The following is an 11,472-nucleotide window of genomic DNA, read 5'->3' as shown; positions in this document are numbered from 1 at the left end:
TCAACTCGGCTCTTGGGGGGTGTTGTCTCGTCAGCCGTGGCAGGTTCTTGTGCCCCTAGCCCCGCTGCGGTTTGTTGCGCCGATAGGGCATAGCCGGTCTTCTGCCCCAGATCAACCACCGCCACCACTGACCATTCCAACCCCCGTTCGGCCCGCTGCGTTTTGCCGTTGTAGAACCAGTCCAGTCCGTAGGTGTGACGACCACTTTTCTCAGTAAAGGTGCAGTCCACCACTGCAATCTGAGTGCTGGTGTCTGCAATCACCTGCTCAATTAAGGCTTGGTTCAAGCTTTCTAGGCCCAGTCCAGCCTCAAAATGTCGCCGGTAGGTTCGTTCACAGCGGTCGCTGTATCGACTCAGGTTGGTGTAGTTGACTTTGCCACAAACCACAAAAATCGTGGTCATCAGCGTCATCAGAAACTGGCGCTGCGGTTTGCTAAATGGCCTGCTGTCGTCAGCAGACCGGCTAAGATGCGGTTGAGGCTATCCATCGGTGCACCGTGTTTTTCGTACACCTGCACTCTATGCGGTGGATAGCTTTTCTCCAACCTACCCCGAAAAACTGTCCGGAGTGTTGTTCACCGATGCTGATATTCGGCGTGAATGGCGTCATATTGATTTGCTGATTCACTCTCCTAGAAACAACTTCGTCTGCGTAATTGAAAACAAAGTTGACTCCACCGAAGGCTTCAACCAACTCCAAACCTATCAAGGCGTCATCGACCGAGAATTTCCTCACTGCAAAAAGCTGTTCATCTACCTCACCAAAGAAGGTGATACGGCATCCCAATCTGATTGGCTGTCCTTGAGCTATGGCACCATCGCTGCCATCATCGAAAAAATCTGCGAAGAACACCAATCTGGCCTCAGCTCCGACATCGCAATCTCGATGCGCCACTACGTTGATCTAATCAGGAGACATCTCATGAGCGAGTCAGACATCGCCGAACTGTGCCGCAAAATCTACAAACAGCACCGCCAAGCGATCGACCTCATCTATGAGCATCGGCCTGACCTGAGATCGGACATCGAGGCGTATCTCAGCCAGCTCATTCAAGAATTCTCCGGATCTGCAAACCTCGAACTGGATTCCATCTACGGAAGATGGATTCGCTTCGTGCCTAAAGAGTGGGATGAATTGGGCTTTCAAAAGACGTGTGCTCGCTGGTCAGCAAGCAAGCGGCTACTCATGTTCGAGTTCTGGAACGATCCTCAAAGCCTTGAGTTGCGGTTGGTCATTGGCCCCGGCGATGCCAAATTCAAGCAACCCATTTATCAGAAACTTCAAGAGCTTGACCTCCAGGGATTGAAGCGCTGCCAAAACAAAGATTCCAGCTACACTCAAGCATATGGTGTATCAGTCCTTGTACCGACTGACTACGAGAAAGGTGATTTAGAAGCTCTCCAAGACAACATTCGACAGTTCTGGCTCAATTACGTTGAAGGTGAGCTGAAACGAATCCGCAATGCTTTCTCCGAAGCATTTCCGAAAAATACCGACAGTCATGTGTCGTAGAAAATATTACTCAAGTCTGATGCTGCATCTGTAATTACTGCCAATGCAGCATCAGGGCCTGGTTTGAGTAAGTTTCTACACTTTTTTACCTTAGCCACTCACTGTGCCAATGCAATCTCTGTTAGTTCGGAACTTGTATCACTCCCAAAAGATCCAGGGCTAGGTAATCCTAAGACTGGGCAGGGAACCTGATCTACTAACCCTTGAATTAAGGGATGTTGGGTCTGGGAACAGCCTAGAAGTATGACTTCAGCCCCAAGATCTTCGGCCACCCGACTTAGCTCGGTAGCTAGGTCACCAATCCGAAGATGGGCATTCAGAGCGCCCCGCCATTCACTGGCCAGACAGCGGGCTTGCCACAGGATATGGTCAGCATTTTCAATAGTTTCAGGGCGCGCCTGATCCACAACATAGACCACATGCACGACAACTGGATTGGCGCTAGCGATTCGGGTCTGGTGGGCAATCCACAGCGCCAGATCCAGGGCTCCCTGACTGCGACTAGAGCCGCTATAGCCGACGACAAGGTGGAGGGTATTATCCCTATTTTTCCGTTTTTCCGAGGATGCCTTTGAGGATGTCTTTGAGTCGGGCACCAGCACCATAGCAGGGGCCAAATTGTCATACCCGAGGACACTCTGTAATCGCATTAACATCAGCTTTAACATGGCTCGAAAACCACCTTTAAGGCGGGACGAACAAAGCCCTGCCTTTGACAGGCAGCACTGCAAATATAAGAAACGGATCCCATGGATCTGCTCCAGAAACTAGAGGTACAGCGAACAGGCTGTGTAAATCACAGCGCAGGGCACTGAAGCAGTCATCATTTAGTGAAATGCTGACGATTCAGTTTCCCCTCAATGCCGACGAGGTTAGCTGACGGGCTAGGACTGAGAGTTGTCCTTTTCCGATTACCCTCATTTGGGTATAAGAACTCGGAAATTCGCCCCTTAACTGGTTCCCCCGCTCCACTAGTCTTTACAAAACGCAAAGAGATAGCAGACTAGGCCAACTCATTCGATTACCTGAAAGTTAGATCAAGAAACCCGATTCTGTCAACCTTCGGCTGACAGGTCACTGGTCCAGTCATAAATGCGGTTGCCAAACTCCGCTCCCCCAATTAATGAAATGTGCCCTTGAAGGGTGTACCTGCTAGGGCAGCAAGTTGAATCGAACCACGAGATGATTTGTTCGATGGAATACTCTGAGCCTGTTCCAGCATGAACTCTTGAAGCTAACCCTGGCACTGAGCTGATCACTCACCGATGAACCAAGCCAGTAGGCTTATCAGGACTACGCCCCAGAGCCAGCCTGGCAACAAATGTCCCACCTGCCCCAAATGGGTGAGGTTAACCAGCTCGATGGAGAGAAATCCCGCTAATAAGATTGCCAATAGTGCTGTTATTAGCCCCATGCAGACCCCAGAAAGGTTCCCCGACTAGGACAGTTTACAGGGTTGCCCAAGCGACCGCCTCTGGAACGGTATTTTAGGGCATTGTAGGGATAGGTTAAGGCGGGCTATGAGCCCCCTAACCGCCACCGACGCACCGCGAGGCAACACAATGACAACACGCTCAAAATCCTTCCTCCGCCGCGCCCTAGCTATCGGTAGTCTAGTGGCTGTTATGGGTGTGGCTCCTGCGGTGGTCAAAGACCAGGCCCAAGTGGCCATCGCACAGACCGCCAACTTTCCAGGACTGTCCATCTCCTTTCCCCCCCGAGATGCCAGGGTTAATGGCCGCACCACTGGTACCTACTCTCTAGCTAACATTGCGCGGACCGACAAGAACGGCAACCCTTGTGTCGGCTTTGGGGACAGCAACCCTGACCACATTATCATTCTGGAAACTGACTTTCCCACCCTTCGCCTCACCGTAGACAGCGGCCAGGACACCACATTGTTGGTCCAAGGCCCTAACGACAACACCATCCGCTGTGGCCAAGATATTAGTCGCAGCAACCCGGATGCCCAGATCAGTGATACCAATCTGCCCGCAGGCACCTACCGGGTCTGGGTCGGCAGCCACAACCAGGGACAACGGTTTAGCTACACCCTCTCCGCAACTGAGTGAATTTACGGTGTGAATTCACGGTAAATGCACCAAGAGCAAAGTGTTATGACCAGGAAAGCCCCAGCCAGATGGCTGGGGCTTTCCTTTATAGACTTAGCAGGGCATACCCTATGCAGCGTTAGTTGCCGCGTATGTCATGGTTGTACATCATCAACTCCATTAGGGTGACCTTGCCATCACCATTCAAATCAGCCCTTAAGTCACCAAAGCCTACCTGACTGGGACTCGCGTTAGCTGTAGTCGCCATCGCACCCATCGCGAGAAGGATGGCCATGAGGGAAAATAAATTGCGCTTCATAGGAAACCTCTTGAACTCTGTATCGATTGCAGTGTGTTTATGACCGCTCTCTATGGTTCCTATAGTGGGCGCGCAAGCTGAGATGCTCCTAAAGTCAGGATGAGCTGACATTAAGTCCTGTCTGAGAAAGGTGTAAGAGTCCTTCCGGGGCGAAATAATCCCCTGGATTAGCCAACAGGCAGCGCTTTGGCTGATGCCCGGTTTGGTAACCGTTCATATCCTTCCCCGCTTTAGAACGAGAGATCAAGGGTTGTAGCGGTTTAGGCGGGGGGGAGTGAATCATTACCCGGTTTGGGCTCTGCTGAGATCTATACCAAGTCCAGCTCGAAACCTGGAGTTTCCCCACCGGGAACACTCCACTTCTGGGCTTGGGCAAGGTTTAGAACAGGAATGTAGTTGGCACCCTCTTATTCTGGCGATCGCGGTTCTCCAGAGCGCGATCGCTCCGTAGCCAATTGGGGAGGAGAGGCTGTATCGTCACTACGCCCCTCTACGGGCCATTCCTCAGGCCAATCTGCTTCCCCTTGAGTCTCTTCTGGAGCACTGGAGGGACCGGCAGGTAATTGGGCGGTGGTGGGGCGAGTCTGTTGGAACCGATCCATAGGCGGGGCGGTGTTGGCATTGAGGCGGCGGCGAAGGCCGGAGGCCGGTCGGAGACCATCGCGGTTGGTCTCCCGAGGAGACTTTTGGGAGCGAGTGAGGGTACCCCAGGCCGCCCGCACCCCTGCCATCAGACTGCGAGTGCCCACTTGTACCCGCTGGGTTTGCTGGCGAACTGTACTTAAGCTCTGATCAACCTGTTTTACTACCCGACCCGCCTGCTGCACCCCCGTATTGACATCGTCGGTCAGTTCTGTAATTTCCAAACTGGTGAGGCGAATGGACTCTAGGGTGGGGGGTAGTTCGCGGCTAATAGTGTCGCACAGCTTCTCAACGCTACGGGCCGCCCGCGACAGTTCCTGCACTGCTGGCAAGAGCACCAACAGCACAGCAGTCAAGCTCACTGCCACTAGCAAAAACGATAGGCCCAACCAAAACAGGGGATCGATCACAGTGCTACCTATCGAAGCGATTCATCATAGGGGGCTGAGGTCGTCCGTTGTTCCTCTGCCGGTGTCAGGTTGGCATATTCCTCCTGGGTAGCTACCTGCCCTGCCGCGATCGCATCTCGAAGCCGATTCAAGGTTTGCTCCCAGTTGCGTAGCGTACTTTCTGAGAGACGGTCGGCTTGGAGTTGCACCGAGCTTGCTAAATCTTCCACCAGTTCCGGCAGCGCATCCGCCGACTTGCGTAAAAACTGTCGCGTTTCCCGACCGCTACGGGGAGCCACGAGTAGTCCTGTGACGGCCCCTATGGCCGTACCCAGCATGAGCCCACCTAAAAATGCTCCGGATTTATTCTCTGCCATGGGCTTTCTCCTCCTTTTAGGTCAGGTCTGTACAGCGGGGGATAGGGCGGGGATCTGGCAGGATGCCGATTTACCCCCCTTCCATTTCACTGTAAATTCGGCTTGAACCTGGCTCAAATGTGGCCTAAATCCAGTTATTTGGGTACCCCTGCCGAAGGAATTTTAGCGGGTTAGTACCCATCGTCGTCCCCGAGGGGAGCCTGCCGGCCCGGATTTTGCGCCTCGCTTGGCCCCTGATCGCCGTCGCCGCCGTAGCAATCGTGTCCCCAACCCCACTAGATCCAGCACTCGCTGGGCCTGCTGCAACTGCCGCCGCAATTGGGCATATTGCTGTCGCAGAGCGGCAATGCCCTGTTGCCCCAGGAGAATGTTAGGGGGCGTCACTGCTGGATCGAGGACGGCATGGGTGTTTTGTTCCCAACTCAGAATATTGTCTGCTACCTCCGCCAAGGTATTTCGTAACTGCCAGAGACGCCAAGCCAGATAGAATCCAGCTAAGGCGATTAATAGGTTAAGACCCACGACAAGGGCCACCCAGGGCGAGAGTCCGAAAACAGTCATGGCATTGTGGGGCATGGGGGGGCAAGATGTGGGTTGATCTTATCGGCATATCTCCCTAGCCGGGGGTACTCTGGACCACTTTACTGAAAATCTCTTCTCTATCCAGGTTCTGATTCTCTCTGTCTTGGTGTCTCCCGTACCTGAAATTTGTACCTGAAACTCTATGGATCAGTCCTCTCTTTATGTGCATCCCGTCAGCGGTGACGATCGTAGGGATGGTCGTGCCCAGAACCCTCTCAAAACCCTAACGACGGCTCTGGAGCGCAGTGTTGCGGGCACGACGATACACCTAGCGGCGGGGCTGTACAGCACTGCGAGTGGGGAGCGTTTTCCTCTGGTGATTGGCCCCCAGCGGCGAGTGGTGGGGGCTGGGGGAGCAGGGACTTCCCCTTCGGACCAGCGCCCTGCTGCGTTACTTCAGGGCGGCGGTACGGTGAACCATGGGGCTCTAGGTCTAGGGACAGCGACCTGTGTTCTAGAGCATCAGGCCCAGCTAGAGCAGGTGACGGTGATCAATACAGCGGCCAATGGGGTGGGGCTATGGATCACCGCTGGTCGTCCGATTGTGCAAAATGTTCATCTTCTGCGTTGTGGACGCTATGGCATTGCGATCGCAGATGGGGGGCTGCCGACGATTCTCGCGGGGCAGGTGGCAGAGAGTGGGGTTTGCGGCATTGCCCTGTTTCGCCAGGCGAAGGGATCCCTGGTGCGGGTGCAATGTCAGCAAAACCCCATTGGCATCGGCCTCTATGAGCAGGCTGCGCCGCTGATTCAGAACTGCGACCTGAGCCAAAACCAGACTGGAATTGTGATCGCGGGGCAGGCCCGTCCCGTGCTCCGAGGCAACCGCATTGGCCAAAACCAAGCCGATGGAGTACGAATCCAAGAGCAGGCAGAGCCGGACCTGGGCTCTCCCTGGGATTTAGGGGAGAACGACATCCGCGACAATGGCCGTGCCGACCTTAACAATATGGGACTTGCCCTCACCGTCTATGGCAATAACCTGGTTCCTCAAAGACTCCAAGGACCGATTACCTTGGGGGCCAGTGCTCTGCCAGACCCGGCGTCGGTGCCCGCACCACGTCGTGCTGAGTCCCCCCCGACGCCCCCCCCCGACGCCCCTCTCCCCGCCCCCTCTCCCGATCCCAGCCCCGCGCCCTCCCTGGGCTCCCGACGGTTTTCAGATTTGGGACGACACTGGGCGGGGCCATTTGTCGATGGCCTTGCGGATCAGGATTTGATCAAGGGCTTTATAGATGGCAGTTTCCGGCCTAATGAACCAGTCACACGGACTCAGTTCGCAGCACTGGTGGCGGCGAGTTTTCCCCAGCAACCCGATCGCCAAGCTGCCGTCTCCTTTCGCGATGTGTCTCAAAATTTCTGGGGGGCCATAGTGTTGGCCCAGGCTCAACGCCGTGGGTTTCTCAATGGCTATCCCGATGGCACCATGCGCCCAGAGCAGTCTATTACCCGCATCCAGGCCATTGTGGCCCTTGCCAGCGGACTGCAATTATCCGCTGCTGGGGTAGAGGCTATTGGCATCTACCGCGATCGCGCCCAGGTACCCAGCTATGCCGTGGATGGTCTTGCCGCCGCCACCCAACAGCGAATTGTGGTCAATGCTCCCGAGGCTCTCGAACTACGCCCCCTAGAACCGATCACGCGAGCGGAGGTGGCGGCCCTGGTATACCAAGGTCGGGTGGCTCTGGGGTTGTCCCCCGTTATCGCCTCTACGTTTATTGTGGAGCCCGACAGCACCCAACCGGGCTTCAGCGACCTTGGGGGGCACTGGGCCGCTGACTTCATCCGGGGGCTGGCCACAGCCCATCTGGTCAGCGGCATGAAGAATGGTCAGTTTTTGCCCAACGAGCCCATGAACCGCGCCCAGTATGCGGCTCTGGTGGTGAAGGCATTCCAGCCTACCCCCCAGCGAGCCGCCGCCCCGTTCCGTGATGTGCCTGGAAACTTTTGGGCGGCAGAGGCCGTGCAGGCGGCCTATCGCAGTGGCTTTGTCTCTGGTTTTCCTGACCAAACCTATGGGCCGTCCCATCCTCTGCTGCGAGTGCAGGTCTGGGTGTCCTTGGTGGAGGGTCTTTCTCTAGGAGAAGATATTACCGTTGATCTCAATACCCTGGGCCAGTTCACGGACTATACCCAGATTCCTCGCTATGCCTTGCGGGCAGTTGCGATCGCATTAGCCCAGTCTCTGATTGTGAATGCGACCAGCCCCACACTTCTGCGACCTAACCAGGTAGCAACTCGGGCGGAGGTCTGTGCGGCGGTGTACCAAGCCCTTGTCGCCTGCGATCGCCTGCCGCCCCATCCCAGTCCTTACATTGTCACGCCCTAAATGGGGGGGGGCGGTTTTGGCACGGATGTACCGGGTAATTCAGGATGGGAGACTCAAAACCCGCCCTGCCCAGTCGCCGGGTGATCGGCATTGGCGTATTGGCATATTTTAGAGGCGGTGATTTTGCTGTAGTCTTTGTTACAAATATTGGCCGATCGCAGAAAATGTCCCTCCATTCTGTTTTGCTAATAGATAAGAGGCTCCCGCTGTAGCAGCCCTTGTCGTTATCACCGGAGGTGTCCCATGACCCATGCCAGCGCCCACAATGCCCGCGATCGTCAGCAACGGATCCACGAACTGCGCCACCGTCTCCGCTACACCAATAGTCCCCTAGAGCAGGAACAGGTCCGCACTGAGCTAGAGTTTTGGATGCGTCATCGGTAGTCCTAGCCCTCAGAAGTTTTCACTGGAATCCCTCAATCGTCCCCACGTCACAACAGAAAGGGTAGCCCTCGACGAGAGCTACCCTTTCTGTTGCAGTTTTGTCTCAGTGTTCTATTCGTTCCCTAACAGAACCCAGACCTCCAACGGTGGTTCTAGGCGTTCGCCTTGGCCATCGCTTGACCAGCCGCAATCGTGAGGCGTTCGTAGGTACTGCGCATCTTCAGACCCACAAGCACTTGGAATAGGCCACTACCGTTGTTAGAACCGGGGTATTCCCGATGCTTCAGCAGTAGCTCGGTCATTTCTCCGTAGTACTTGGTGGAGGTATTGCTGAGGTGGCTCTCTACATAGATCACTTCTTCTAGACGATCGAACTCGCCATCAATCTCCAGCACCGACACCTCGTTGCCAAAATAGCTGTCCGGGCCATAGTACATGCGAATGCCGGGATAGGAACAGGTCAATTTGCGACCACAGGGCACCCAGTTGATGGTAGAGCCTTCGTCGAAGAGATAGACAGGAGCAAAATCTTCGATGCCTTCTTTCTGTACTAACCGCACCCGTAGAATCTTGTGATCCTTGTCATCAGGAATCAACTGGGTAGGCAGAATTTGAATCACTACATCGGCGTACTGCTTCTGAACGTCAATGTAGGCTTCAAAGTCAGGGCGGCGAGCATTGATAGAGGCTAGGACATCTTCGTAGGTGTGACCGCGCTCCGCCATATCCCGCTGTATCTTCCAGGCAATCTTCACATCATCGTCGATGTCTAGGTAGACGCTGAAGTCCAGCAGTTCCCGCATCCGCTCGTCATACATGGGATGCAGACCTTCCACCACCACAATCCGATTGGGTTCGATACGCTCGGGGGGGTCAATCTCCCCGGTTTCGTGGTTGTAGATGGGCTTGTCGATGGGCTGGCCCGACTTCAGGGTTTTGATCTGCTCATACATCAGATCAAAGTTATTGGCCTTGGGGTTTAGTGCTGTTACCCCAGCGGCTTTCCGTTGCTTGCGATCTAGGCTGTGGTAGTCATCTAGACAAATAACGGTCATAAACTCTTCCCCGAACAGATCGGCAAGACGCCGCAGGAAAGTTGATTTACCGCATCCAGAATCTCCAGCTACTCCAATGAGAACTACCCGATCTAGCGGATTCGCCATAGTTTTCCTCAAGCAAAATTAAGTAACAACAACAGCACTACAAATAGGACGTTAAGTAAGGATCGGTCACGGGTGCTACCGGGCTGTGGTGCTGCCGTGGACTGACCACTTTTCCTAACCCACCGTACAAACCTGCTTCCAGCCTGGGGTGTCGTCCCACTAAGGCCAGAAAACCTAGGTCCCCAAACGCACGGAGAAACCAATGTTCGCCTACTAAGCTAGATTGCATCGTATCAAAATGGTATCGCCGCTCACAAGTGGGATCGGACTTCTGGTTGCCCCCTTTGGTGCTCCTCCATCGACCGTCTGGGCCTAGGGGATGCTTCTGTTTGCAGTTCTATCTCCTCTTCTGAGGGAAATTCCGAGGGCAATATTGCTGCATCCTGTTGGCCTTACCTGGGCGGATAGGAGGTAATCAACAGTTCTGTGATTTTGCCCCGCCGTCGGGCATTGGCATTAATGGCACGGTTGGCCTGGATGGGGCGGACATGAAATCCTTGGTATAGGTCGTGAATGAAGGGGCAGTCGGAATTGGAAAGCATCACTTGGACTCCACGCTCAGCCAGAGTGGCAAAGGTATCCCGAAGATGGATTTGGTCCTCGGGGGTGAACCCATAGCGGTTGTAACTCGTGAAGCGACTCGTGGCACTGATGGGGTAGTAGGGGGGATCAAAGTACACAAAGTCTTGGGGATGCCAAGCTTGTTTGAGAACCCGATCGAAGGATTCGCATTGGATTTCGGTTGATTTCAGGGCGGCAGAGGCTAGGCGGAGGGTTGTGCGATCGCAGATTTTAGGATTCTTGTAGCTTCCCATGGGGACATTGAAATAGCCCTTGGAGTTTTCTCGGTAGAGGCCATTGAAACAGGTTTTATTGAGGTAGATCAGGCGAGCGGCTCGCTGCAACGAGATCTGCAACTCAGTTTGGGCACGGGTATCGTAGTAGTGGCTATGGCTGTGGTGGTGGCCATGGTGCTCCAGCAACTGGATCAGGGGTTCTACCTGATCGCGCACACATTGATAAACATTGACCAGTTCAGGATTGACATCCGCCAACACTGCCTGCTTAAACCGCCCCACTAGGTAGAAAAAAATAGCCCCACCCCCGAGAAAAGGCTCATAATACTGGCGAATCGTGGTGGGGAAATGGGGACGATACTGCTCAATTAGGCGACCTTTACCCCCCGCCCACTTAAGGAACGGACGCGGCTGGGGTGGACTCGACAGGGCAAGCATCATGGGGCGAGGAGAGAAGATAAAGATAGATGTACCCAGGCCGGGATCTCCCCCAGGGTGAACTGCCGCCATCCTAGATGAACAAATGTACCCATTGCAATCATCGACGAATTATTCCCTCAAAATCGGTCAGATTCAGCACCTGCGATAGGATAATCAACAGGCCATGGGCTAAGGTTTTGGATATCTACGGCCTGAGATTCGCTTAAGGGTAGCGCGAGTTAAGACAATGCAAGAATTTTTTAATAACGTTGCTCGATATCCCCGGTATTTGATTTCCTTTTCCCTGGGGATTTTGTTTAATGCTCTGGAACCCCTCCGACCCCTGTTGAAGCGTCCCGTAACTGCGATCGCACTAATTGGGGCGGTGGTAGCGGGCTTTGTCCTCTTGACCTTTACCCTAGAGGCGATGCTGGGATTGAATTCGCCCTTGTCCTAGTAGTCAGGGGACAGGGGGCAGGGGATTTGGTTCCCATTGAATCCCAT

At 54.4% G+C, this 11,472-nt stretch carries 12 protein-coding genes, 1 pseudogene and 1 riboswitch; of the genes and pseudogenes, 5 read left to right on the top strand and 8 right to left on the bottom strand.

Features of this window, described 5'->3' with window-relative positions; translation table 11 throughout:
• Positions 1 to 413 (bottom strand): annotated as a pseudogene (locus LEP6406_RS34060) (IS4 family transposase); the annotation flags it as partial.
• Between the two features lie 79 nt (positions 414 to 492).
• Between LEP6406_RS34060 and LEP6406_RS26440 the strand changes: the two are divergent.
• Positions 493 to 1,515, top strand: a complete 1,023-nt coding sequence (locus LEP6406_RS26440; protein WP_008316850.1) for a PDDEXK-like family protein — start codon at positions 493 to 495, stop codon at positions 1,513 to 1,515.
• Between the two features lie 98 nt (positions 1,516 to 1,613).
• Here LEP6406_RS26440 and LEP6406_RS0203545 read toward each other — a convergent pair whose 3' ends face one another.
• A complete protein-coding gene (locus LEP6406_RS0203545; RefSeq protein WP_225886406.1) occupies positions 1,614 to 2,165 on the bottom strand; it encodes a universal stress protein in 552 nt (183 codons plus the stop codon).
• Between the two features lie 196 nt (positions 2,166 to 2,361).
• Positions 2,362 to 2,535: riboswitch (cyclic di-AMP (ydaO/yuaA leader) on the bottom strand.
• A gap of 542 nt (positions 2,536 to 3,077) precedes the next feature.
• Here LEP6406_RS0203545 and LEP6406_RS26435 point away from each other — a divergent pair.
• Entirely contained in the window at positions 3,078 to 3,587 is a 510-nt protein-coding gene (locus LEP6406_RS26435; RefSeq protein ID WP_008316852.1) for a hypothetical protein, read from the top strand.
• A gap of 118 nt (positions 3,588 to 3,705) precedes the next feature.
• Here LEP6406_RS26435 and LEP6406_RS0203530 read toward each other — a convergent pair whose 3' ends face one another.
• The 4 genes from LEP6406_RS0203530 to LEP6406_RS26425 form a co-directional block, all read right to left on the bottom strand.
• The gene (locus LEP6406_RS0203530) at positions 3,706 to 3,885 is read right to left on the bottom strand and encodes a hypothetical protein (protein WP_008316853.1); all 180 of its coding nucleotides are present in this window, start codon (positions 3,883 to 3,885) and stop codon (positions 3,706 to 3,708) included.
• Between the two features lie 407 nt (positions 3,886 to 4,292).
• On the bottom strand, positions 4,293 to 4,937 hold the full coding sequence (locus LEP6406_RS33755; protein WP_008316854.1) for a DUF948 domain-containing protein: 645 nt from the start codon (positions 4,935 to 4,937) through the stop codon (positions 4,293 to 4,295).
• An 8-nt stretch (positions 4,938 to 4,945) separates the two neighbouring features.
• Positions 4,946 to 5,293 (bottom strand): YtxH domain-containing protein, encoded by a 348-nt coding sequence (locus LEP6406_RS0203520; protein WP_008316855.1) that lies wholly within the window; start codon positions 5,291 to 5,293, stop codon positions 4,946 to 4,948.
• Positions 5,294 to 5,455: 162 nt separating this feature from the next.
• The gene (locus tag LEP6406_RS26425) at positions 5,456 to 5,854 is read right to left on the bottom strand and encodes a hypothetical protein (protein ID WP_155834620.1); all 399 of its coding nucleotides are present in this window, start codon (positions 5,852 to 5,854) and stop codon (positions 5,456 to 5,458) included.
• 163 nt (positions 5,855 to 6,017) lie between these two features.
• Here LEP6406_RS26425 and LEP6406_RS0203510 point away from each other — a divergent pair, with 163 nt between their 5' ends.
• Both LEP6406_RS0203510 and LEP6406_RS32595 read left to right on the top strand, forming a co-directional pair.
• Positions 6,018 to 8,204 carry an S-layer homology domain-containing protein gene (locus LEP6406_RS0203510; RefSeq protein ID WP_027268811.1) on the top strand — a complete coding sequence of 729 codons (2,187 nt, stop codon included), beginning with the start codon at positions 6,018 to 6,020 and terminating at the stop codon, positions 8,202 to 8,204.
• A gap of 243 nt (positions 8,205 to 8,447) precedes the next feature.
• A complete protein-coding gene (locus LEP6406_RS32595; protein ID WP_008318784.1) occupies positions 8,448 to 8,588 on the top strand; it encodes a hypothetical protein in 141 nt (46 codons plus the stop codon).
• 152 nt (positions 8,589 to 8,740) lie between these two features.
• On the opposite strand, the gene LEP6406_RS0203500 is transcribed toward LEP6406_RS32595, so the two are convergent.
• Complete coding sequence (locus LEP6406_RS0203500; RefSeq protein ID WP_008318786.1) at positions 8,741 to 9,751, bottom strand: phosphoribulokinase; 1,011 nt, start codon at positions 9,749 to 9,751, stop codon at positions 8,741 to 8,743.
• 392 nt (positions 9,752 to 10,143) lie between these two features.
• Positions 10,144 to 11,058: a DNA adenine methylase gene (locus tag LEP6406_RS0203495; protein WP_263971123.1), complete on the bottom strand. Its 915-nt coding sequence runs from the start codon at positions 11,056 to 11,058 to the stop codon at positions 10,144 to 10,146.
• Between the two features lie 157 nt (positions 11,059 to 11,215).
• Between LEP6406_RS0203495 and LEP6406_RS0203490 the strand changes: the two genes are divergently transcribed.
• Positions 11,216 to 11,425, top strand: coding sequence for a DUF751 family protein (locus LEP6406_RS0203490; protein WP_008318790.1), 210 nt, complete (start codon positions 11,216 to 11,218; stop codon positions 11,423 to 11,425).
• Positions 11,426 to 11,472 lie beyond the last annotated feature (47 nt).

Source organism: Leptolyngbya sp. PCC 6406 (assembly GCF_000332095.2).
Classification (GTDB): domain Bacteria; phylum Cyanobacteriota; class Cyanobacteriia; order Phormidesmidales; family Phormidesmidaceae; genus PCC-6406.
Note: the sequence above shows the minus strand (reverse complement) of the source record. Positions and strands in the feature narration are given on the sequence as shown.